The 23508-nt window shown below is 62.8% G+C and carries 21 protein-coding genes and 1 tRNA gene; 15 read left to right on the top strand and 7 right to left on the bottom strand.

All coding sequences use genetic code 11. The features are described 5' to 3' along the window. Window positions 1-52 precede the first annotated feature (52 nt). Window positions 53-1666 (top strand): bifunctional phosphoribosylaminoimidazolecarboxamide formyltransferase/IMP cyclohydrolase, encoded by a 1614-nt coding sequence (gene purH / locus ACN0YL_RS04620; RefSeq protein ID WP_417492127.1) that lies wholly within the window; start codon window positions 53-55, stop codon window positions 1664-1666. Between the two features lie 69 nt (window positions 1667-1735). Next, window positions 1736-2608 carry a dienelactone hydrolase family protein gene (locus tag ACN0YL_RS04625; protein ID WP_417497192.1) on the top strand — a complete coding sequence of 291 codons (873 nt, stop codon included), beginning with the start codon at window positions 1736-1738 and terminating at the stop codon, window positions 2606-2608. 22 nt (window positions 2609-2630) lie between these two features. Here ACN0YL_RS04625 and ACN0YL_RS04630 read toward each other — a convergent pair whose 3' ends face one another. The 5 genes from ACN0YL_RS04630 to ACN0YL_RS04650 all read right to left on the bottom strand — a co-directional run bounded on the left by ACN0YL_RS04630 (window position 2631) and on the right by ACN0YL_RS04650 (window position 9981). Continuing rightward, entirely contained in the window at window positions 2631-7556 is a 4926-nt protein-coding gene (locus ACN0YL_RS04630) for an NAD-glutamate dehydrogenase (protein WP_417497193.1), read from the bottom strand. 364 nt (window positions 7557-7920) lie between these two features. After that, window positions 7921-8169, bottom strand: a complete 249-nt coding sequence (locus ACN0YL_RS04635) for a hypothetical protein (RefSeq protein WP_417469345.1) — start codon at window positions 8167-8169, stop codon at window positions 7921-7923. Next, on the bottom strand, window positions 8169-8753 hold the full coding sequence (locus tag ACN0YL_RS04640) for an isochorismatase family protein (RefSeq protein WP_417497194.1): 585 nt from the start codon (window positions 8751-8753) through the stop codon (window positions 8169-8171). The genes ACN0YL_RS04635 and ACN0YL_RS04640 overlap by 1 nt, the downstream gene beginning before the upstream one ends. Next, entirely contained in the window at window positions 8750-9346 is a 597-nt protein-coding gene (locus tag ACN0YL_RS04645; RefSeq protein ID WP_417469343.1) for a GNAT family N-acetyltransferase, read from the bottom strand. Before ACN0YL_RS04645 ends, ACN0YL_RS04640 begins: the two co-directional genes overlap by 4 nt. Further along, window positions 9343-9981, bottom strand: coding sequence for a hypothetical protein (locus ACN0YL_RS04650; RefSeq protein WP_417492131.1), 639 nt, complete (start codon window positions 9979-9981; stop codon window positions 9343-9345). Before ACN0YL_RS04650 ends, ACN0YL_RS04645 begins: the two co-directional genes overlap by 4 nt. A 76-nt stretch (window positions 9982-10057) precedes the next feature. Here ACN0YL_RS04650 and ACN0YL_RS04655 point away from each other — a divergent pair, with 76 nt between their 5' ends. The 4 genes from ACN0YL_RS04655 (at window position 10058) to ACN0YL_RS04670 (ending at window position 14677) form a co-directional block, all read left to right on the top strand. Next, window positions 10058-11035: a LysR family transcriptional regulator gene (locus ACN0YL_RS04655; RefSeq protein WP_417497195.1), complete on the top strand. Its 978-nt coding sequence runs from the start codon at window positions 10058-10060 to the stop codon at window positions 11033-11035. Window positions 11036-11059: 24 nt separating this feature from the next. Then, the gene (locus ACN0YL_RS04660; RefSeq protein WP_417469338.1) at window positions 11060-11446 is read left to right on the top strand and encodes a helix-turn-helix domain-containing protein; all 387 of its coding nucleotides are present in this window, start codon (window positions 11060-11062) and stop codon (window positions 11444-11446) included. A 636-nt stretch (window positions 11447-12082) separates the two neighbouring features. After that, the gene (locus ACN0YL_RS04665; RefSeq protein ID WP_417497196.1) at window positions 12083-13345 is read left to right on the top strand and encodes a tyrosine-type recombinase/integrase; all 1263 of its coding nucleotides are present in this window, start codon (window positions 12083-12085) and stop codon (window positions 13343-13345) included. A gap of 843 nt (window positions 13346-14188) precedes the next feature. Continuing rightward, window positions 14189-14677 carry a hypothetical protein gene (locus ACN0YL_RS04670; protein WP_417497197.1) on the top strand — a complete coding sequence of 163 codons (489 nt, stop codon included), beginning with the start codon at window positions 14189-14191 and terminating at the stop codon, window positions 14675-14677. Window positions 14678-14806: 129 nt separating this feature from the next. Here the strand turns inward: ACN0YL_RS04670 and ACN0YL_RS04675 are convergent, their stop codons facing one another. After that, window positions 14807-15274 carry a hypothetical protein gene (locus ACN0YL_RS04675; RefSeq protein WP_417497198.1) on the bottom strand — a complete coding sequence of 156 codons (468 nt, stop codon included), beginning with the start codon at window positions 15272-15274 and terminating at the stop codon, window positions 14807-14809. A 161-nt stretch (window positions 15275-15435) separates the two neighbouring features. Here ACN0YL_RS04675 and ACN0YL_RS04680 point away from each other — a divergent pair, with 161 nt between their 5' ends. The 7 genes from ACN0YL_RS04680 (at window position 15436) to ACN0YL_RS04710 (ending at window position 21680) form a co-directional block, all read left to right on the top strand. After that, the gene (locus tag ACN0YL_RS04680; RefSeq protein WP_417497199.1) at window positions 15436-15693 is read left to right on the top strand and encodes a helix-turn-helix domain-containing protein; all 258 of its coding nucleotides are present in this window, start codon (window positions 15436-15438) and stop codon (window positions 15691-15693) included. Between the two features lie 116 nt (window positions 15694-15809). Beyond that, window positions 15810-16751, top strand: coding sequence for a hypothetical protein (locus ACN0YL_RS04685; RefSeq protein ID WP_417497200.1), 942 nt, complete (start codon window positions 15810-15812; stop codon window positions 16749-16751). Window positions 16752-16910: 159 nt separating this feature from the next. Continuing rightward, window positions 16911-17090: a helix-turn-helix domain-containing protein gene (locus ACN0YL_RS04690; protein WP_417497201.1), complete on the top strand. Its 180-nt coding sequence runs from the start codon at window positions 16911-16913 to the stop codon at window positions 17088-17090. A gap of 5 nt (window positions 17091-17095) precedes the next feature. Continuing rightward, window positions 17096-17434, top strand: a complete 339-nt coding sequence (locus ACN0YL_RS04695) for a hypothetical protein (protein ID WP_417497202.1) — start codon at window positions 17096-17098, stop codon at window positions 17432-17434. Continuing rightward, entirely contained in the window at window positions 17431-18078 is a 648-nt protein-coding gene (locus ACN0YL_RS04700) for a hypothetical protein (RefSeq protein ID WP_417497203.1), read from the top strand. Before ACN0YL_RS04695 ends, ACN0YL_RS04700 begins: the two co-directional genes overlap by 4 nt. Beyond that, the gene (locus ACN0YL_RS04705) at window positions 18075-20543 is read left to right on the top strand and encodes a DUF927 domain-containing protein (RefSeq protein WP_417497204.1); all 2469 of its coding nucleotides are present in this window, start codon (window positions 18075-18077) and stop codon (window positions 20541-20543) included. Before ACN0YL_RS04700 ends, ACN0YL_RS04705 begins: the two co-directional genes overlap by 4 nt. A 366-nt stretch (window positions 20544-20909) precedes the next feature. Then, window positions 20910-21680, top strand: a complete 771-nt coding sequence (locus ACN0YL_RS04710) for a hypothetical protein (protein ID WP_417497205.1) — start codon at window positions 20910-20912, stop codon at window positions 21678-21680. 110 nt (window positions 21681-21790) lie between these two features. Here the strand turns inward: ACN0YL_RS04710 and ACN0YL_RS04715 are convergent. Further along, window positions 21791-21865, bottom strand: a tRNA-Gly gene (locus tag ACN0YL_RS04715). 133 nt (window positions 21866-21998) lie between these two features. Here ACN0YL_RS04715 and ACN0YL_RS04720 point away from each other — a divergent pair. Together ACN0YL_RS04720 and trxA are read left to right on the top strand one after the other, a co-directional pair. Continuing rightward, window positions 21999-22520 carry a prolyl-tRNA synthetase associated domain-containing protein gene (locus tag ACN0YL_RS04720; protein WP_417497206.1) on the top strand — a complete coding sequence of 174 codons (522 nt, stop codon included), beginning with the start codon at window positions 21999-22001 and terminating at the stop codon, window positions 22518-22520. 63 nt (window positions 22521-22583) lie between these two features. Continuing rightward, on the top strand, window positions 22584-23498 hold the full coding sequence (gene trxA, locus ACN0YL_RS04725) for a thioredoxin (protein ID WP_417497207.1): 915 nt from the start codon (window positions 22584-22586) through the stop codon (window positions 23496-23498). Window positions 23499-23508: the final 10 nt, after the last annotated feature.

Consider the following 23508-nt stretch of genomic DNA (forward strand, 5'->3'; position numbering starts at 1 on the left):
TTGACTTGTCGCGCCGGCGTGCTACCTCCCCGCTCGACCCCGCCGATCCTGAATGAATGGAGCCCTGCCCATGCCCGATCTGGACCTTGTTCCGCTTCGACGCGCCCTGATATCCGTTTCAGACAAGACCGGCCTGATTGACCGGGCGCAACGCCTGGCGGCTGCAGATGTCGAAATTCTCTCGACCGGCGGCACGCTGAAGGCATTGCAGGCCGCGGGCATTCCCGCCCTCGACGTGGCCGAGGTGACAGCGTTTCCCGAAATGATGGACGGCCGCCTCAAGACTCTGCATCCGCGCGTGCATGGCGGTCTGCTCGGACGCCGTGACAACGAGCAGGATGCAACGGACATGGCGCAGCATGGCATCCCGGCCATCGATCTGCTCTACGTCAATCTCTACCCGTTCGAGGATACGGTCTCCAAGGGCGCCGAATACGACACCTGCGTCGAGAATATCGATATTGGCGGACCGGCCATGATCCGCGCTGCAGCCAAGAACCATGCCTGGGTCGCCGTCTGCGTCGATGGCGAAGACCTCGATGCCGTGCTCGACGCGATGGACAATGAATCCGGCTCCACTCCGCTGGCGCTGCGCAAACGCTTGGCGGCCAAGTCCTATGGCCGCACCGCGGCCTATGATGCGGCGATTTCCAACTGGTTCGCCGACACGCTCGACATCCCGACCCCGGCCTACCGGGCCTTTGGCGGCAATTTGCTGCAGGCGCTGCGCTATGGTGAAAACCCGCACCAGGCCGCGGCCTTCTATCGCACCTCGGAAAACCGCCCCGGCATCGCCACCGCACGCCAGGTTCAGGGCAAGGCGCTGAGCTTCAACAATCTCGCCGATGCCGACGCCGCCTTTGAACTCGCCTCCGAATTCGATCCGGCCAGCACGGCCGCCGTTGTGATCGTCAAGCACGCCAATCCCTGCGGCGTCGCGCTGCATGATGATCTGGCCACCGCTTATGAGAATGCCCTGTCCGCCGACCCTGTCTCGGCCTTTGGCGGCATCGTCGCGATGAACCGCAAGCTCGATGCCGTCACGGCGAATGAGGTGGTGCGGATCTTCACCGAAGTGGTGATCGCGCCCGATGCCGATGAGGACGCGCTGGCAATCCTGTCGGCCAAGCCGAATGTGCGCGTGCTGCTGACCGGCGCCCTGCCAGACCCCGACCAGACCGGCTGGCTGGTCAAGACGGTCGCTGGCGGCCTGCTGGTGCAGGAAAGGGATACCGGACGGGTCCTGCCCTCCGAGCTCAAGACCGTGACCAAGCGCGCACCGACCGAACAGGAGCTCACCGATCTGCTGTTCGCCTGGAAAGTCGTCAAACACGTCAAGTCCAACGCCATTGTCTATGTCCGCGATGGCGCCACGGCCGGGATCGGCATGGGCCAGACCAGCCGTCTCGAGGCTGCCCGCCTTGCCCTGAGCAAGGCCGAGGCTACCGCTATCGAGAATGAGTGGGACCAGCCGCATACCCGGGGTTCGGTCTGCGCTTCCGACGCCTTCTTCCCGTTTGCCGACGGTCTCAAGGCGGCAATCGAAGCCGGGGCGACAGCGATTATTCAGCCGGGCGGCTCGATCCGCGATGACGAGGTGATCGCGGCAGCCGATGAAGCCGGGCTGGCCATGGTCTTCACCGGAATGCGCCATTTCCGGCATTAGGACGGGTCGTGACGCAATGTGAATCAACTAAACATTGACCAATCCGTCAGTGACGCCACATTGCACGCCATGATGTACGGATTTCTGATACGGGCGGTTCCTGCCGCCCTGGCAATCGCCGCGACCGGTCTGGGCGCTTCGGCCAGCTCCAATGTCACGGGGTTCGGCGTGCCGCAGCGCTCGCTCGAGCAACAGGTCGAACTGATCCGGCCGTTCACCCAGATCCGGATTCCTGAAGCCGCCACCGGTCCGGTACCAACGGTGCTGATGTTTCACGGCTGTGGCGGACTGCGTGAAGTTCAGGAAGACTATGCCCGCTCAGCCCTGGAGGCGGGGTACGGTGTCGTGATCATCGGTTCGAACGCGGCACGCGGCATTGATCGCTTTGCGGCCATGAGCCAGGTCTGCACCGGCCTGCGGCTGTGGGGCCGCGAACGGTCGGCGGATGTGTTTGCCGGCTTGAGGCTGGCGCGCGAAGACGCCCGTATCGATGCGACGCGGCTTGCCCTGATTGGCTGGAGCCATGGCGGATGGACGGTTCTCGAAGCGCTTGATGATGCCGGGCGCCGGGCCGTGCCCGAGGCGCTGGATATGGGCGGCGAGGCGGCGCCGGATCTCGCCGGGGTTCGCACCGCGATGACGGTCTACCCCTATTGTGGCTTTCCGATGCGCAGCGACGGGCGCGAATACGCCCGCGACATTCCGCTGCACGCCATTCTGGCCGAGAGCGACATGATTGCGCCGCCCGGTGATTGCGAGCGCCTGTTCGAACGCTCGGAAGCGGCCGGGCATCCGGTCGATTTCGAAATCCTGGCTGGCCAGACCCACGCCTTCGACGAGCCCAATCCGCCGCCTGACCCGCGCATCCATTACGATGCCGACGCGGCGGAACAGGCGCGCAGCCGCTGGATCGAGATTCTCGACAGCGAACTGGCGCGCTGAACCGCGTGCCGCCATTGCTGCGCTAGGGCTGGGCCACCGACGCCATTTCGCCGAGCTGGGTTGAGGCGATCGACAGTTTCGACAGTGTCCAGGCGCCGGACTCGTCGAGCTGACGCTGCACAAGGTCGACACGGTCGGCCTCGTCGCCATTGACGGTATTCCAGGCCTCGACCAGCGAATCTGCCCAGTCGCGCGACGGCGATTCGACACCGCTCGCCAGCGATCCACCCGCCTGGGCAGCAAAGCGCATCGCCGAGGACGCGAGGGCCTGCTGGCTGGCATAGAGATCTTCCATCAGCCGGCGGACCGCGAGACGATCCCAGTGCAGCTCGGACGACACTTCCTGGCCGAGACCGCGCAGACGGTCAAAGCGGAAGCGGGCGCCGATCGCGTGGTAGATATAGGCGGTCGATGCGAGCGGCCAGTCACTGGCCACCGCCATGTCGATGACATCGGTTGACGAGGTCAGAGGCCGCAATTCGGCCACAGCCTTCGCCAGCGCCGGCGGTGCGCCGGCGGCGACGAATTTCTGCTTGCGGGAGCGAACACCCTTGCGCTCGTGATCGGAGATGATCTCGTGCGCCATGCCGCGCAATTCCTGCACGCCGGACTGGTAGTTCTCGATCACCGTGCCGATCGCCTCCAGCGAGGAGGCGGCGCGGCCGCGATTGCGCCGGACCAGCCAATAGGCTTGGCGCCGCAGCAGGCGGATGATCTCGCCGTGAAGATCGATCTGGACCGAGGCCGGGGCCTTGTTGTCGAGCTGGTTGATCTCGGTCGACAATTCACTGAAGCGGAAAATCTGGCGTCCGACCTCGAAGGCGTGGGCGATCGCCGGCACCGCAGCGGCCGTGGAGTCGATCGCGCGGTGGATGAAGGTCGGCCCGCCCAGATTGATCATTTCATTGGCGAGAACCGTGGAGATGATCTCCCGTTTCAGGCGATGGCTTTCCATGGCCTCGGAATAGCTGTGGAGCCCGTTCGGGAAATAGTTCACCAGCATGGAATGGAAATGCGGATCATCGGGTACGTCCGACGCGACGAGCTGATCAAACAGGGTGATCTTGGCGTAGGAAATCAGCACCGCGAGCTCGGGCCGGGAGAGCCCGAGGCCGCGCTCTTTCAGACCGCGCATGCCTTCGAGATTTGGCAGACCCTCAACCTCGCGATTGAGCTGGCCGGCGCTTTCAAGCCGGGCCATGAAGCGCTCATGGGCGTCCAGATCGGCAACCGCCGAATGCTCGGCCATCGAAAGCGCCAGGGTCTGGTCGTAATTGTGCTGCAGGACGTGATGCGCGACATCGTCGGTCATCGACTCCAGCAGGACATCGCGCTCGGCCAGACTCATGGCGCCACTGCGCACCATGGGCCGCACCAGAATCTTGATATTGACCTCATGGTCGGAACTGTCGACGCCGGCGGAATTGTCGACGAAGTCGGCGTTCGCGCGGCCACCATTGCGGCTGTATTCGATGCGCGCCGCCTGGGTAATGCCCAGATTCGCGCCTTCACCGATGACCTTGACCCGCAATTCGGAGGCATTGACCCGCAGACCGTCATTGGCCTTGTCACCGACTTCGCTGTGTTGCTGGTGACTGGCTTTGACATAGGTGCCGATGCCGCCAAACCAGAGCAGTTCAGCATCGGCCTTGAGCAGGGCATTCATGAGGTCAACCGGGCTAGCACTCGGTGTGGTCAGGCCGGTCAGGGCCCGGATCTCGTCAGACAGGGGCAGTGATTTTTCGCCGCGGGAGAATATCCCGCCGCCCTTGGAGATCAGTGATTTGTCATAGTCCTGCCAGGAGGAGCGTGGCAGGTCGAACAGGCGTTTGCGTTCCTGCCATAACCGTTCCGGATCGCCCGGGTCGGGATCGATGAAGATATCCCGGTGATCGAAGGCGGCGAGCAGACGGATCTGCTTCGACAGCAGCATGCCATTGCCGAACACATCGCCGGACATGTCGCCGACACCGATGACGGTAAAGGGCTCGGCCTGGATGTCCTTGTTGAGTTCGCGGAAATGGCGTTTGACCGATTCCCAGCCACCACGGGCGGTGATGCCCATCTTCTTGTGGTCATAGCCGGCCGAACCGCCCGAGGCGAAGGCATCGCCGAGCCAGAAATCAAACTCGTCGGTCGCCAGGCCATTGGCCGTGTCGGAGAAGGTTGCCGTGCCCTTGTCGGCAGCGACAACAAGATAGGGATCATCATCATCCCAGCAGATCGTGTCCGCAGGATGGGCGACGACATCGTCGACAATATTGTCGGTGATATCGAGCAGGCCGCGGATGAAGGTCTTGTAGGCCTCGCGGCCGGCTTCAAACACCTCGTCGCGTGAGCCATTGCGCGGCAGGGTCTTGGGATAGAAGCCGCCCTTGGAGCCAACCGGCACGATGACCGCGTTCTTGACCTGCTGTGCCTTGACCAGGCCCAGCACTTCGGTGCGGAAATCATCGCGGCGATCCGACCAGCGCAGCCCGCCGCGTGCGACCGGGCCAAAGCGGAGGTGGACACCCTCGACATCGGGCGACCAGACGAAGATTTCCCGATAGGGTTTGGGAAGCGGCAGATCGGCCAGTGAGGCGCTGTCGATCTTGATCGAGATGCGCGGCTTCACATCGCCGGCGGCATCGCGTTGATAGAAATTGGTGCGCAGGGTCGCCTGCAACAGCTCGTACATGCGGCGCAGGGCCCGGTCATGATCGAGACTGCGCACAGCATCAAGCTGCGCCACGATCTGCTCGCCGACCTTTGCTGCCGCCTCGACACGAGCCTTCTGGCCGCCGTCGAAGGCCGGGTCGAACTTGACCCGGGCCAGCTCAAGCAGGCCGCGAGCGATATCGGGATAGGCGGCCAGCGCCTCTTCCTGGATCGCCTGCGACGGATCGAGCCCGGTCTGCTGACGATAGCGGGCGCAGGTCCGCAGGAAAGCTGCCTCGCGCCAGGTAACGCCGATCTCGACGATCAGACGGTTGAATCCGTCATCCTCGGCACGGCCATCGGCCATGGCCAGCAGGGCATCCTCGAGCTTTGGGCCCAGTTCTTCGAGCGACTGGTGTTTGAGCGCATCGGACCGGATCTCGAAATCATGGACATAGGCGCGGTCGACCAGCTCGCCATTGCGGCCACGGCGGTCAACCGGGAATCCGGTTTCCTGCACGACATAGACGCCGAGGTTTTCCAGTACCGGCATCACGCGCGACAGCGAGACCGGCTTGCCGACCCGATAGATCTTCAGGCGCAATTCGGTCTGCTGGTCGTCGGCCTCGCGATAGGTGCGTACGGCGACCTGGTTGGGCGAATCGAGCGATTCCAGTTTCAACACGTCGGCCAGGGCCTCGTGGGAATCATAGAGTTCGCGATAACCGGCCTTGAAGGCGTCCTGGTAGGCCGGCATGCGCAGGCGGATGGCTTCGGACGCCGTGCGGCGGACATGGGATTCCAGATCGTCTTCCCAGGTGCGCGACAATCGCGTCACACGCCGTTCGAGCTCGTCGATATCGGGCTCGGGGTGATCGAACGGGTTAAGCCCGATAATGAAATGGACCCGCGCCAGCGAACTGTCGCCGAACTGCGGGTAGAAGGCCGAGAGCCGGCCGCCGAACGCATCACGGATCAGCTCGCCCGCCTGTTCGCGGACCTGCGAATTATAACGGTCGCGCGGCACAAAGAGCAGCGCCGAGACGAAGCGGTCGAACTGGTCGCGGCGAATGAAGAGCTTGGTGCGCGGACGGTCGTGCAGATGCAGGATGCCAAGGCAGATTTCCAGCAGGTCATTCTCTTCGGTCTGGAACAGTTCGTCGCGCGGGAAGTTCTCGACCGTATTGCGCAGTTTCTTTGCATTGTGGGTGCCGGGCGCCTTGCCGGCCCGTTCGAGCACACGGCGGACCTTGCGGCGGATCAGCGGCACGAGCGAGGCGCTCTGGTCATAGGCTTCGGCGGTGAACAGGCCGACGAAACGCGATTCCCCGATCACGGCACCGTCCTCGCGATACCGTTTGACGCCGATATAATCCATATAGACCCGGCGATGGACGCGCGATTTCATATTGCCCTTGGCAACAATGATCGGCGTCGGTTCGCGCAGGAAGGTTTCGATCGCCGGCGTCAATACAGCCGGTTCGGACCCCTTGCGCAGCACATGGCGCTCGGGATCACGCAAGACGCCGCGCCCGGAATCGCCACGCACGCGCGGATGACGATCAGCCATCGAGCCATCATCATTGACGTCGAAATCATAGATGCGGCAGCCGAGAAAGGCGAAATGGTCATCGCGGAGCCAGCGCAGGAATTCGAGCGATTCAGCAATTTCTTCCGGCGAGGCCAAGGTCGTGGCCTGTTGCAGGTGCGCGATGGACTCGTCCATCTGGGCCCGCATGTCCGACCAGTCCTCGACGGCAACACGGACATCATCGAGCGTCGCGGTCACACCCTCGATCAGCGTGCGGCGGGACAATTCGTCCAGCGCCGGCAGGTGCACCTGGATCATGGATTCGGCGATACAGCGCCCACCTTCGGTGATGCGATCACCATCAGACGAGCGCCTGACCTGCACGATCGGGTGGAACATGGCGATTACGTCATGGCCCTGCGCACCGACTTCGCCCATCACCGAATCAACGATGAAGGGCCGGTCATTGCCGATGATTTCAAGGATGTCACGCCCGAGATCGACGCCGTCCGACCGGGTCGCGGTCCGCATCCGGACCAGGATGTCATCGCCCGCGCGCTTGTTACCAAAGGACCAGAATTCGACGCTGAGGGCCGCCAGGTCGTCGGCAGAGACACGTTCCAGGTCTTCCGACAAGGCGTCGTCATAGATTTGCGCGAAGAAAGCGTTGCCGGTCTCGCCGCACTCGCCTCCGCACTGTTCCTGCCAGCGCTGACGCGCCGCTTCCATGAATTCCGCACGCGTATAAGCATGCGCGATTCCGACGACCGCCCCCATGATACGGCGCTCCTCAGCTCAGGTTGATCAGAACTCGAACCTAGACCTGTTTGCGGGCGGTGCAACCCGGCTACGCCGTTGAAAACGCAATCTCGCTATTCCGATTGGGATGGCTTGAAAAATGCGGCACCGCCGGGAAGGGACAGGGGACCCGGCGGTGCCTGACAGACCTCATTCGGCAGGCTGGGGGGGACGCACGTTAGAGGCCTGTTCAATCACTGGCTTGGTCGGGGGAAACCTTGCCAGGATACTTGTGGACGGGGCATTGATGCCGCCGTCACTACACATATGGGGAGGCGTCGCCAGCAATCCAACCCCACGCATTCACAGCTTCGTGACCGGGGAAGAAAACCCGCACGGCCCGCTAGTGCGTACGCCCGTGCGGTTCAGCCGCCAGCAAGAGATCGGCAGGCCGGTCACTGTCGCCCAGCGCGCGCTGGACGCCACAACGCAGGACCTCGATCAGATAGGTCAGGTCATCATCGCCGCTTTCCAGCGCCTGGAGTTCCTGTTCGACCAGGGACAAAACCAGGTCGGCGACCTGCAGCCGATCACGGTCATTATCAGCCTGCCGGATATCCGGGAAGTACTTTGCCAGGGATCTTTGGGTCATCAGCCTATTCCAATTTTCTTCAGGGTTGGGGTTTCCGGCGAGCGCAGCCAAGTGGCAACGACCTCGTCCAGGGGCATCGTGCTGCTCAGGCGGTCGATCAGATCGAAGGAAATATCGCGAACGCTTGAGGCCGATCGCGGTCCCACGGCCCGGCCGCCGACAGCCTCGGGAATCACCGTCAATCGCTGGTCACGGGCGACCGCATCAAACATGGTCGCCATCAGCGAAAAAGGTGCCGAGAAGCCGACCAGGAAGCAGGGCGGGCCGGAATAGTGACGGATCATGCGTCCGAAATCCGGGTCGGAATATGCCGACAGGCCGGTGCGGATGAAGACCGCCTCGCGCGAAAGCGGCGCCAGGCCGTCGATCGGCGCACCGGGTACGCTGACACCGCAATTGATCGCCGGCCGGTTGCTTTGATACTGGCAGTGCAGCACGGGCCAGCCGGACAGCCGCGCCGAAGTCAGCAGGCGCCGGATGCGATCGGCGACGGCAGCATTGCTGCCATCGTCTTCCGCCTCGCCCGGATCGAGCGATTCTCTCTGGCAATCCAGCAGGACAAGCGTGGGCAGGTAACGGTTCATGCAAGCTCCTCCGGCCGGCGTTGCCGGCGGGGCGCGCGTCGCAGGGAACGGTCAAACGGCCCGGGCCGGTCCCAGTCACCATCGGGGCGGATGATCGCCAGCGGATCGGAATCCATGGTGATCGCATTGGCGGGGCGTTCCAGCGGGTGCTCAATCTCGACATATTCATAATCGGAGAACATGAAGCTGGCGCGGCCGGGGCGGACCCGGAAGCCGTGGGAGCGCCAATAGGCCACCCGGTTGAGCTGGGCATGGCCAAGCACCTGGCGATAGCCGCGACGGGCACAATAGCTCAGGGCTTCCTGCATCAGGGCACGCATTACGCCATGGCGGCGGAAGGTCGGCAGGACCGCCGCCCGTTCGACCTTGGCGAAGTCGGCAAACCAGCGCAGCCGCAACACGCCGACCGGCTCGCTGCCACGCCAGGCGATCAGGTGCGAGGCGGCAACCAGGTCATTGCCGTCATATTCCTCGTTATAGGGCGCGCGCTGCTCGCCCATATAGGTGACACCGCGCAGGGTCATCGCCATGACAACATGGTCAAAGCTGCGCGCTACGGTGACGCGCATCCGGTCTCGGCTCTCCGCATTCATGCGAACTGCTCCTGTGAAATGGGTTTGCTGCGAACCGAGAGCTTCTCGGCGATCCGGTGCGGGAAGCCGGTGCTGCCGAACAGCATCGTCGCCCCGTCGGGACGGCCGAGCGGAACAAAGCCCAGCCGCGACATCAGCTTTTCGCCTTCCACCGAACGGGCGCGGGCATAGACGCGGATATCGCAATAAACCCCGTACCAGACCGCCAGCAGCCCGCGCAGCGATGCCGCCTGGTCCATCGGCGAGCGCCCAGCCATGCCCCAGGACAACAGGGCATGGGCCGTTTCGGTCGGGCCGCACACCCATTCGCGCCGCGCATTGGCAAAGCCGAACTCGCCAGCGAGAAGAGCGTCCACCCCGGCCTGCGTCAGGGGAATGGAAGCGAGCAGGGCATTGGCCTTGCCGTTCTTGCGGCGCAATTGCAGGGCCCGCCCGGTCCAGGACTGGACGCGCCAGAGCGCTTCAGGCCCGGCGACCTCGCCTTCGATCAACTCGTCAGCGAGCCGGTGAAATTCATCGATCTGGTTTTCATGAACCTGCGTGAAACCATATTCGCCGACAGCTGCATGAAGTTGGGCGTCCTGAAATTGAACGCCTGACCGGGATCGGTTAGGGTCGTCGATTGTACTACGCATTGGGCTACCCTGTTTCGGATTGTCCCAATTGGCTTAACATCGCCGCTGCTCACGCGGCCTCTTCGAAGTTGGAATAGTGGATAGTCACGAAACAGCCATCAGCCTGCGTCGCAACGTGTTTGACTGGGACGACCTCCAGATTTTCCACGCTGTCGCGACGACAGGCTCCATGAGCGGTGCCGCCGCAGCGCTCGGCTGCCAGCAACCGACCGTCAGCAAGCGCATGCGTCAGCTTGAGAGCCGGCTCGGAGCGCAGCTGATCGACCGGCGCGCCGATGGTATCGTGCTGACCCAGGCCGGCGAGGCAGCACTGGACTATGTGCGCACCATGCAGCGTTCGGCGCAGCAGCTTGAGTCACGCATTTCCGGCACCGACAGCGCCAATACTGGCGATGTGACCCTGCACGCGTCCGACGGACTGTCGACCTATTGGCTGGCCCGCCACATGCCGCGCTTCATGCGTGTCAATCCGGGCATAAACCTTCACCTCCTGCGCCCGGGCACCGGGGCGGGGCCCGCACCAGACCTTTCCATCACTTTCACGCGTGACAAGGATATGGACGCGCCGACTTCGGCGCTGGGCACGATGCACTACATGCCCTTCGCCTCACGCGAATTCATCAATTCCTATGGCGTGCCAAAATCGACCCACGACCTGCTCAATCTGCGATTCCTGAAACTGGAGCAGTATGACCGCGGTCTCTCGCTCTGGGAAAACCGGAATGAGATTGTGGATGCATACATAAATTATGCATTCCGGACGGACGTAAGCTCTATCCTGTTGGAAACAATTATACATGGCGGTGGAATCGCCATGGCGCCAACCTATCTGGCTGCGCTGTATCCGGACGAATTGGTCGTGCTTGACTATGATGTTAAACAGGACGTGCGATTTTGGCTCAAATATCTCCCCGGCAGCCAGCGCGTCGGACGTACAAAGTGTGTAGGTGACTGGATTAACGGAATTTTCGACCCTACGAATAACCCTTGGTTTCGTGAGGAATTCTGTCACCCCGGCGAATTCTGCGAAATCGAAGTGATAAAACCGAAGTGAAAAAATCAGGACTGTGAGGCGATTATGAGTGCTAGAGGCCCAACGAGTATCGACCAGCACGTCGGCGCTCGCCTTCGCCTGCGGCGCAGCCTGCTGGAGATGAGTCAGTCCGAGCTCGGCGAAAAGCTCGGCGTGACATTTCAACAAGTGCAAAAGTATGAACGCGGCACCAATCGCATTGGCGCCAGCCGGCTTTTCCACGTTGCACGCGTGATGGAAGTCCCGGTTTCCTATTTCTTCGAAGGCCTCGACACTGAAGGCACTTCCGAGTTGAAGGGTCCGGATTCGGAAACGCTCTACGACTTCATCGCCAGCCCTGATGGCCTGGCCCTGGCGTCAGCATTTTCCGGAATTCGCGACCAGACCGTCCGCCGCCGCGTCATCGACCTTCTGAGATCACTCTCGGTCTGATCCTCCGCCGGCACCTGTCTGCCGGATGAACGCAGCCGTCACGGTTTTGCCCGGACGCGGTCGTGCTCACGCCTTACGAACCCCTCAGCTTGAGACCTTCAAAGCTGAGGGGTTCTTTTATGCGACTGAAACCAACCGGAAATCCGCCCGCGCACACCGGCACCGCGAACGCGCAGGACAGCCGGCCCATGGCCCACCCATGGTTCCACCTGAACCGCGCGGCCCGTCACTCCGCCTCATCGCTCGATCTGGCAGCCGCTGCGAAATTCAGCCAGAAATCCTGAGGCAGCGCGCTGATGCCGCGGATGACGGCACACCCGTGGTGATGATTCAGCGGGGCATCACAGCGATCGCCGGTGCACAGGCCTGCGCCGGGTGCCGGTCACCCGAAGGTGGCACCAAACTCTGCTCATATCCGGAAGAGAATGGAGCGGGCGATGAGATTCGAACTCACGACATTCACCTTGGCAAGGTGAACGTCGCTATTTTCCTCGCGTGTTACCGGTTTTCCTAGACTGTCTCAAACAGCTGAATTATAATGCTTCTCATGGCATTGGCGTTCCGGTCATGTCCCCAGCGTTACCTTCGCGGTGCTGGGACGGTGCTGGAAAAGCCAAGAATTGAGGAGCAGGGCAGATGAATACGAACAAGCGGGAACGCATCTCGAAACGGACGGTTGACGCGGCGCTTGCCGGGGAGCGCAAGTACATCGTTTGGGATATCGACCTGAAAGGCTTCGGCGTCCGGATCATGCCGAGCGCCGTGAAGACCTATTTCATCGCCTATCGCGCCGCCGGCGGCGGTCGCGGTGCGCCTCAGCGCGAATACACAATCGGCCGGCATGGCCAGATCACCGCTGAGCAGGCGCGCACAGAGGCCGCGAAGCTCCTGGGCTCGGTTCGCTTCGGAGCGGACCCGGCAGCGGACCGCACATCGTCGCGTGCCGAGCTGTCGGTGTCTGAGCTGTGCGACCTCTACCTGGCTGAGGGCGTGGCGACCAAGAAGGCGTCCACGCTCGTCAATGACCGGCAGCGCATCGCGCGCCACATCAAGCCATTGATCGGTCGCAAGCGCGTGTCCGCTGTCTCCTCTGGCGATATCGAGCGCCTGCAGCAGGATATCGCCACCGGCAAGACGGCGGTGCGGGTGACGAAGGAACGCAAGCGCACAGATCCTGCAGCCACGGGCGGCAAGGGCGCGGCGTCCCGCACTGTTGGACAGCTGGGGGCCATCTTCGCGTTCGCGGTCAAGCGTGGCCTGCGCTCCGACAATCCCGTGATCGGGGTGAAGCGCTACAAGGACGGCCAATCGCACCGCTTTCTCTCGACCGATGAGATGGGCAAGCTGGGAACGGCCCTGCTCAACTCGACCGCCAACACAATGGGCCGGGACATTATCCGCCTGCTGATACTCACGGGTGCGCGCAAGGGTGAGATCGAGCAGCTGCGTTGGAGCGAAGTCGATTTCCAGCGTTCGTGCCTGCTGCTCGCTGATTCGAAGACGGGCGCGAAGGCCGTTCCGGTTGGCGCGGCCGTCCTGGAGTTGCTGCAGGCCGTCAAGCGCACAGTGGGCTCGCCCTTCGTGTTTCCGTCCGAGACGGACCCGACCAAGCATTTCGTCGGTACGCCAAAGGTATGGCGGCAGGTGCGCGCTGCGGCCGGGCTTCATGAGGTCCGCCTGCACGATCTGCGTCACAGCTATGCGAGCGCCGCTGCCGCTGGAGGCCTGTCCCTGCAGCTGATCGGCCGGCTGCTGGGCCACCAGAACGTCAAGACCACCGCTCAGTATGCCCACCTGGCGAATGATCCAGTGATGCAGGCGGCGGAACGCACCTCCACTGTCGTGGCTGCAGCCCTGTCCGGGCACTCTGCTGAGGTGATCACCCTCAAGAAGGCTTAACCGGGCTCGTCAGAGCCTGCGACCCGCCCCGAGGATGGGGGGATGGGGCCACACCCGCGCGTGGAAATGGGCGCGGCGCCAGCTACCGGCAGGATATGCCGGTTGTCGCGGTCATCATTCCGATGAGTGATCGGGATCGGGGCGGCGGCGGCGCACGCCCGCACCAGCAATCATTCAGCGAGCCGATCTATACTGATCAATTACTTACGTGTCGGGGATGCGGCGCGGGTCCTCCTCTGGGCCTGTCCGGATACGGGGCGTCTGAGCCCCGGCCCTCGCTAGGCACACAGGTTTTTAACATGGTTGACACAACTGGTTTACATTCCTGCCAAATGGCAACCTGTGCTTTACATGTAAACATAGCAGATCAAGATGCAGGCTCATTTACAGTAATATGAAGTATTGAGAAGCGTACATAGCCTCAAGAGTATTGCCGGACGTCAACGCTGAGGGTTGACTGTTTACACAATCGGAGAATTTCGGTGGGAACTGGTGGGAACGGTGGGAACGGTTGGCCGGATTTTCAGCCTGGGCAAGCGATGCCACCGATTGCGGCAGGGCCTCACTCATTCTCTCAGATGGGAACTGGTGGGAACTGGTGGGAGCCACCTCGCCCGGCCCGCTCCACCGAACGCCGTTCGCCGGGGCGGATCCTGCCGGCACCCACACCGCGTCCGCTTCCTCTCGCTGGGGAAAGCCCGTGACACGCAGGGACGGCCCCGCGCGCGGGTGTGGCCCCATCCCCCCGATTGTCGCGGCGTGATCGCGGGCACGCGACAAATGGCTTGCATGGAACTATCCTGCAGCCAGAGGCCGCACGGCGGCATCATAGTGGAGGCGACGTTGAAGCTTTTTCAGACAATTGGCCTTGCTGCCGCGATCCTGGGTGGCCTCGGGACGGCGGCTGACGCTCAGGACTGGAGCCCATGGGAGCGCGCACACTCAGTCGCACGGCTTGATGATTTCTATGTGATCCGCGACGGCGGTCCCTGCTACGTCAAGCAGAGCTATGCCAGCAATTCGTCGCGCATGGACCTAGTTTACAGTTCGGCGAGAGGCCTCGCATTGATTACACCGTTCAGCACAATGCCAGATCAGATTCTCTATGAGGTTGATCCCGCTGGCGCGGTGCCGGCACACACCCTGCCGAGAAGCTATTTTCGACACGCCAACGCCATCGGACTACCTCCCGGCTTGGTAGACCAAATGAAGCAAGGGCAATCGCTCATGGTCATGGCGCAGGTCCGTGGCCAATGGTCCCATGTCCAGACATTCCCGCTGATGGGGTTCACCGCCGCTGTGCGCCAGCTATCGGAGCCCCCTTGCGCCTGACGGGCTGTGCACGCCCCAGCGTCGCAGCGGATTGAAAATCCGCGTGTCGGTGGTGCGAATCCGCCCCCGGGCACCACCACGGGTCTGCTGCGGCTCGATGGTAGGGCGGAAGCTTCCCAAGCTTACGCCCTAACCACCGTGCTCAGGCGCTGGGGCCATCCCCGCCAACGGATTGACCAGGCGCTCGAGCCCGCGAACCTGGTCCATTCCGTCCGTCATGTAGTTCGCGAGAAGCGGGCTCCACACGCTGCCGGCCGGATCCTCGATAGCCTGCAGCAGGAATGACCTCACAGCGTACAGATTGCGCTCGCAGCGCATTTCCATCGCGTCGGCACAGGCCGGGCTCGCCCTGGGCAGGTCCATGGCGTCTGCAGAGGCCATCAGCAGGTGCAGGAACGCGCCCTCTGCCGAGCGGGGCCGCACCCAAGAGGCCGCCTCCTCCACGGCTTTAAGGCGCTTCGTGATCGCCTGTGCGGCCGGATCGCCAAAGCCACCGGCTTCCTCAGCCTCGGCGAGCGCGATCAGGAGGGCGGCGGTTTCGCCGGCAAAGCGGGCCGATGGGCAGGTGCTGCCTGCGGTCAGATCAGATTGAAACATTGGGTGCTCCGTGTTCGTGGCTTCCATTGCGCAGCGCCTGGCGTGTACCGGCATAGCGAAGCGTCAATATATATGACGCTTTGGAATTGGCAAACGGATCAATCCTGATATTGTCCGATGCCACGCCATGCCATCGTGATGGCGGCTGAAAGGATGCCCGCATGTTGACTGCTGAAGCCTGCCGCGCCGGCCGCGCCCTTCTGGGGTGGGGGCTTGAAGACCTTGCCGGGGCGAGCGGCATTGCTGCCGGCACGCTGTCGCGGATCGAGAATGGCCGCACGATGCGCGCCGGCACCATGAAGAAGCTGGTGGACGCCTTCGGGGCCAATGGCGTCGAGATCGTGAAGACAGAAGACCGCACCGGGGCGGTGCTGATCTATGCCCGCCGAACGGCGTTCGCTGGGGATGCTCAATCGTGACCGCAGCCCCTCCTCACAAGGCCGGTGATGGCCCTGCCGCAGAGGGTTGGACCCGCCTTAAGCCCAGCCGGGAGGTATCCAACGATATTCCCGTTCCCCAATCCGCCTCGAGGTTGGTGTCGACTGGTGAGCTCGATTATTTTTCCGACCTATTTGGCGCAGGCTTCTCCCCAGCGGGCTCAGAATTCGAATTCGGGGATGGCTTTGATCGAGAGCGGGTGCGGGTTGATCCGGTAGACCCGCATGAGTACTGGCCAGAGGGGTCTGTTGTCGCTCGCATTGTCTATGCAGATCGCCCCCTTATCCGCGAATTGTTCGGAGCGTATTGCTCGCCTGAGGCCACCCAACGCTTGCGAACCGGCGCAGAAGAAATCCTACGGGCGCACCAGTTCCCGACCGCTCAATCGGGTCGGGTCGAATGGGTGTGGAAGGGCGACTCCCTATTTTGGGCAGTCGATGGGACGTCGGATCGCGAGGAATCGGTTGGCATCATTCTTGACAATGTTCCCGACAAGCGTCGCTTGGAAGCCTACCTGCTCCCGACTGCGCCTATCAACTGGGCGATACTGGTCTATGACTTTCTTCGCTGGGGTGACGCCTTGATGAGCCTCCCGGAAGAGGGGAGCGGCCTGACACCAGAGAAGGCTTGGCGGAAGGTTTCATTGCACGCATTTCTGCACGGCGTGCTCCTCGCGAACTACTATGCCCGTAGACGCCACGAGGAGTCCGTCCAGGCTGGGCATCGCTCCCAACGGTCCGTTCTCAGTGCCGGCGGTGCGAAGCGTGACCAAGCACAGCGCTGGCAAGCAACCCTAAAGCCTCATATCGAACGACTTTTTGATGCAAACCCAACCCTGTCCGGACCGGATGTATACAAGAAGCTGCGGGCGCGAAGCGATGTTTCAAACCCGAAGTCCCAAGGCCATCCCCTTCGTGCGTTCTTCAGGGTCGAGCCCGATCAATACACGACCTACCCGAGCGAGAACTCGGTGTCGCGATATGCGAACTCCCTAAAGAAAGCGCGCCAAGCCCGCGCGGCTTCGTCCGATGAAGCCTGACCAATCGACGATTCATCCGACGCAACACTGACGGATCAGACACATCTTCGATCCGGTTAACACCCTCACCGAAGCACGTGCACTCCTTCGCCTATCGCAGCGCAGACGCGCGGCAACAACCGAGGGAATGCTTCTATGTCACACACTTCACCCCGCTACTTGAACACCTATCAAGCGGCTGAATTTCTCAGCGTCAGCCCGAGCTACCTCAACAAGCTCCGCCTCACAGGGGACGGACCAGTCTTCGTCAAGGTGGGCACTCGCGTGACCTATGACCGGGCGGACCTGGAAAACTGGGCCACCGACCGCAAACGCACCTCCACGTCCGCGACGGCCTGACTTCCATGGCCACCAACGCGAACACGCGGCGGGGTCTGATCGACTTCGCCCGCGTCAATAGCGCCGCCCTGTCCGATGCGAGACGCATCGTGCCGGCGCTTCTCCCTGCCGGCCGCATGGATGGCGTGGAGTGGGTTGCTCGCAATCCTCAGCGCTCCGACCGCCGCCTGGGCTCGTTCAAGATCAATCTCGATACCGGCAAATGGGCAGACTTTGCCACCGGTGATCGGGGCGGCGATCTCGTCAGCCTGGCCGCCTTCGTCAGCGGCGAAAGCCAGCGCGATGCAGCCATCCACCTGGCGCAATCGCTGGGGGTTGATCCATTCGAGGAGGCTGCCCGATGAACGCGCACACGAGACGGTTCGACCCGGTGCCGCCCTGGGCTGTCGCAAGCCTGCGAGCGGGAATCAGTCTGCTCGACGGGGAGCGGATTCGCCGCCAGCTGTGCAGCGAGGGCATAGCGCGCCGCTACAGGGAGATGCGAGAGATCGCCTTTCTTCGCCCCGACGTGAGCTCGGCCAATTTTCAGACTTTTCGAAAGACGCTGGCGGCCTGCGGGGTCACGCTCGTCCCCCCTGATTCGGTCGCGTGTGGCATGGGGTCTCGATATGCCGGCGCGTTTGTGATCGGGCAGTATCATCCCGGCTTCCATATGCGCGCCGCACGGATGTTGTTGGGTTGGTCATCCGGCGATGTCAGCGGCCTGCCCGATTGGGGCCTGTCCTGCGAAGAATTGGGCGATATGGAGACGTCCTCACGGAGCTTTCTGGGCGCTCCGGTCAGCGAGGCCTCCACCGAACGCGGACTGTACGGCGCTGAGATCGTCAGAAGGCTGAGGCCTGTCTACGGCGCGGCTGGCGTCACGATCATCTTCGACGATGGCCGGGGACCGGATGCGGTCACGTTCGGCGTCTGGGCTCCTGTCGAGATCCTCGAGCCAGCTGCAGGCCGTGCGGCGCTGCTCCGCCTTGGAAGGGGCCGCGCATGACTGATCAGACGAACGATCCGTTCGACCGGGTCCGCGCTGCCCTCGATGCAGAGCCAGAGCCCGGCGAACGGCGCTCGCCCGACGCGGCGGGCGAGCTGATAGCGCCAGTACCGGATGATGCGCCGGCACGGCCCGACAAGTTCAGACGCTTGGGCACGCCGTCGCGGGTGTGGACGTATCGCGATGCGGCGGGCGCTGTGCTTCGGCATACGCTGCGCTTCGACCAGGGGGAGGGCGAGAAGGAAATACGACCACTCACGCTTTGGCGGGATGGGGCAGAGCGCGCGACCTGGCGCTTCAAGTCTGAGCCCGGCGATGCGCGGCCGCTCTATGGTCTGGACCGCCTCGCAGCTCGCCCCAGCGCGCCGGTGCTCTTGAGCGAGGGCGAGAAGGACGCGGACGGGGCTGCGGAGCGTTTCCCCGATTATGTGTGCATGACATGGCCGGGCGGGTCGAACGCCATCGGCAAGGCTGATTTCGGACCACTCAAGGGCCGCTCTGTAGCGATCTGGCCCGATGCCGACACACCGGGCCTCAAGGCAGCGAAAGCGGCTCAGCGGGCCGCCCTGTCCGCTGGGGCCAAGGTCGCGGGCATTGTCACCTTGCCCGATGGAATGCCGGACGGATGGGGGTTGTCCGATGCCTGGCCTGCAGTGCTCAGCCAGCTCGCTGCGCAAGGCCGTCTCACGGATGCGTTGACGGCCGCCCCGTTGACCCCGGCCCTGCCCTACGGGTTCCGCCTGTCAAAGACCGGGCTGGAATATGAGACCGGCGAAGGGGAAAAGCGGCAATGGATGCGAATCACCGGCCCCTTCACGGTCGAGGGCGAGGCTCGAGATCCAGACGGCGGCGCTTGGTCTGTGGTGATCAAGTTCCGTGACCGCGACGGCCGTGAGAAAACCGAGATCATATCGCGCGGCGACCTGGCGCGAGATTCCGGGTCGGTGCGGGCGCGATTGGCCGATGAGGGGCTTCAAGTCCCCAGCGGGCGCGGCGGCAAGGTCGAGCGCTTCGCTCAATTCTTCAATGAGATCGAGAGCCCAACGCGCCTGACACTGGTGGCGGCAACCGGTTGGGCCAGCGGGGGCCGCTTCGTGCTGCCCCAGCGGGTATTTGGGCCGGACGGGTCCGAACCGATGCTGTTCACCGGCGATGCGAACGCCCTGCACTATCGGCAAAAGGGTAGCCTGGCGACCTGGCAGGATGAGATCGCGGCGAAGGCGGCCGGCAATAACCTGCTCCTGTTCGCGCTCTCGATAGGATTCGCCGGTCCGCTCTTGCGGCCGCTCAATATCGAAGGCGGCGGCTTTCATTTCCGGGGCGGCAGCTCCACCGGCAAAACGACCCTGGCCTATGCGGCCGGTTCGATCTGGGGAGGTGGAGGCGCGCTGGGGGCGGCTCAGTCCTGGCGATCCACAGCGAACGCCCTTGAGATGATCGCCTATGGGCATAGCGAGACGCTGCTTGTGCTTGATGAGTTGGGCCTTGTTGCGCCAGAGGAAGCCGGGCAGGCGGCCTATGCCCTCGCCAGCGGACAGGCAAAGGGGCGAGCCAAGGCAGACGGCTCTCTTCGCCGCCGGTCCGAGTGGCGCACCATGCTGCTGTCGACAGGTGAGATCGGCCTTGCCGACCATATCCGGTCCGGCAAACGCAATGACCGGGTGATGGCTGGTCAGGAACTGCGCCTGCTGGATATCCGCGCAGACGCTGGACAGGACATGGGGATATGGGAAACGCTGCACGGCGCAGCTTCCCCGGCTGGGCTGTCCGATCAAATCAAGACCGCGTGCGCCAAACACTACGGCTTCGCTGGACCGGCCTTCGTCGAGCGCTATGTCTCGGAGCCGGACGCGGCACGCGCCCGCGCTGGGGAGATCATGGCGGGGTTCCTCGATAAGGCGCAACGGCCCGGCGATCACGGACAAGCCCAGCGCGCGGCCCTGCGCTTTGCCTTGGTGGCGGCGGCCGGCGAGCTGGCAGCGGCATTTGGTGTGGTGCCCTGGCAGGCGGGGGACGCCTCCAAGGCAGCCCTGCAACTGTTCGACCGATGGGCATCGGCATTCGGGCGATCCGCTCCACGCGAGAAACAAGACATTATCCGCAGGCTCAAGGGGGCGATCGAGCAAGACCAGAGCCGGTTCGCGGCCTTCGCTGAGAGCGTGCACGATGAGATCGAGGAACACACCGGCACCGGCCATCGCGCCGGGGAGGCGCGCTCGCTCAAGACCTTGGGCTACACCCACACACATGAAGCGCAGGACTTCTTCCTGTTTCACGATACGGGCTGGGCAGAGGTCTTCGCGGGGTTTGACCTGACCTATGCAGCGCGTGTGGCCCTGGAGGGCGGCTTCCTCTCTGCCGGCGATGGCAAACACCTGAAGCGGGTGAAGAAGTACAAGGGCAAGAACCGCCGCTTCTACTGGATTGATGCAACGATCCTGGAGGCTGAATTTGATGGCGAGTGACCCGCTTGCGGACGCTATCGCACGGGCGCGGCACCATTTCGGGGCCGGGTTCCCACCAGATCGGCCGTGGGAACGCCCGTCCGACGAAGTGGGAACCGCAAAGCATGAAAACAATCAGGGCGCTGGGGCAGTGGTTCCCACCGTTCCCACCGTTCCCACCCCCAGCGATATACCTGACGAACTCCGTGACCGGTATGAGGAGCGCGCGGCCATCATGGAATTCGACGGGGGGCTGGATCGAGCAGAGGCCGAACACCTTGCCCGGATCGACACGGGCGCCTAATTTCATCGGACACTACAATGGTGGTGGATCTTGGGCCGTTCCGGCGAATAGCCTCGATCTTGAGGTCAGCAGGAGGAACATGCTTGCAACAGGGACCGGATTTGGACGAGGTCCACGACCTTTTAGAGGGCGTTGAATTCTCACAATCGCAATTGAAGTCTAGCGACTCGGAATTTGCCGACCACATTGACCTGAGTGGGATCACCACTGCGGTGCTTGTGCTGTACGGTGGGCATGTCGACTACGGGTCTCCAGAAGCCAAGCAGCTTGGCGTTCCGCCGAAACTGATCAACTCCCTTATTAAGCCGTCCGTCAAAATCCTGCGCCAAGACGCCCTTGTTCTGGCGAACAGACTGCATAGCCAATTGCGCAGTTTGGAAGGTGAGCTTGCCCCTGATGGTGTGGTCACAGCACCGGAGGAGCGCCGCCCCAGTCAAAGTGCGGCCGAGCCGTCCGGACCGACCAACTCTGGGCAAAACCCTATCAGGGTTAAAGCCACGCAATGGGCCGCTCCGCCGACGTCAACCAATATCAAACAAAAAATATTCGAAGTCTCCGCGCTCCTCGACGACATCGTCTATTTCGTTCGAGCGAGCAACCAGCCGGATGACGAACGGGCTCTGACCGAAATTGAGCGGACACAATTGATCGCTGTGCTTGAGACCGCCCTTAGTATCCTGAAGGCACCCCTCTTGGAGAAGGGGCTCTTGGAAAAATGCCGTGACCTACTGAAGCGTGCGGCCCGTCGGACTGCGGAGAACAAGGTAGAAGAAACCCTAGGAACGCTGGCCGACAAAGGTGTCGACGATATCGCGGATTTGATAGATCAAATTCCATGGGACGCCATATTCTAGCGCGTCGAAAATCGAGGGAAACGAGACGGTCTGCTTCAATGCACGGTGCTGGGATGGTGCTGGAATTTTTTCCAGCCCAAAATCCGTCAACCGCTAAGTGATTGAAAGAATGGAGCGGGCGATGAGATTCGAACTCACGACATTCACCTTGGCAAGGTGACGCTCTACCCCTGAGCTACGCCCGCTCATGTCTATGCGGGGACCAGCCCCGCCAGGGAGCGGGGTATATCGCGCAAACCCGGACGGATTGCAAGAGGGAGATTCCGTCGCAGTGCACAAGGACTTGATCCGGCCCGCCGCCCGCGCTTCAACTAGCGTATGAGCGCTTCCCGTCCGACATTGTTCGCCCGCCTCGATGCACTGGGGATCGTGCATGAAACCGTCAGCCATCGGCCGATCTTCACGGTCGATGAAGGCCGTGACATCAAGGCTGCCATGCCCGGCGGACACACCAAGAATCTCTTCCTCAAGGACCGCAAGGGCCAAATCTTCCTCATCACTGCGCTCGACGAGACCCGGATAAAGCTCAACCGGCTGCACCACCATATCGGCAGCGCCCGCCTGTCCTTCGGCCCGGAAGAGCTGTTGCTGGAAACCCTTGGCGTCCGGCCAGGATCGGTGACCGCACTGGCCCTGTTGAACGACACCGGAGGCCGGGTCCGTTTCGTGCTCGACGCCGCACTGATGCAATGGCCCGTGGTCTATTCACACCCGCTGCTCAATGACGCCACGACCGGAATGGCGCCGCAGGATCTTGTCCGCTTCGCCGAGTCCACGGGGCATTCGCCGCAGATGATTGACTTCACCGCCCTGCATGATGATGAAGAGAGCACAGACTGACCGCTTGCGCACAAGGCCCGGCGGGGCCACTTATCCAGCAAGACGCAGCAAGGAAACAGCACCATGACCATGTTCAATACCGGAGCCACCGATACCGAGGCCGACACGCTGGTCAAGGATTCCTCCGACCGCGATTTCATGGCCGACGTCGTCGAACCGTCTAAATCGGTTCCGGTGCTGGTTGATTTCTGGGCGCCCTGGTGCGGACCCTGCCGCCAGCTCGGTCCAATGATCGAACATGTCGTGCGGCAGGCGGAAGGTGCCGTACGGCTCGTCAAGATCAATATCGACGAGAATCCGGGCATCGCCCAGCAATTGCAGGTGAAATCCATTCCCGCCGTGTTTGCCTTCAAGGATGGCCAGCCCGTTGACGGCTTCATGGGCGCCCTGCCTGAAAGCCAGATCAAGGATTTCATCCAGCGAATCTCCGGCAAGGGTCCGAGCGAGGCCGAACTGAAGTCGATCATTGATCGCGGCATGGCCGGTCTCGAAAGCGGCGATCTCGGCGGCGCGGCGCAGGATTTCGCCTCGGTGCTGCAAAATGATCGCGGCCATCCGTCGGCGCTGGCCGGACTGGCCCGTGTCTGGCTCAAGTCAGGCGATATCGACAAGGCCACCGAAATCCTCAACCAAGTGCCTGCCGACCGGGCCAACGATCCGGCGGTCGAAGCCGCACGCACCGCGCTTGAACTGGCGACAGCGGCGCCGGCCGATGACGCCGTCACGGCACGCCTGCGCGAGGCCGTCAAGGCGACACCCACCGATCTGCAAGCCCGATATGACCTCGCCGAGGCACTGCTTGCCGGCGGAGACCAGGCCGGCGCTGCCGATCAATTGCTCGCCATCACCGCGCTTGATCGCGAATGGAATGAGCAGGCCGCCCGCACCCTGTTGCTGAAAATCTTCGAGGCTGCCGGACCAATGAGCGATGTCGCCCGCGACGGTCGCCGCCGCCTGTCCTCGATCCTGTTTGCCTGAGGAGGCCATC

Source organism: Maricaulis sp., from assembly GCF_048269565.1.
Taxonomy (GTDB): domain Bacteria; phylum Pseudomonadota; class Alphaproteobacteria; order Caulobacterales; family Maricaulaceae; genus Maricaulis.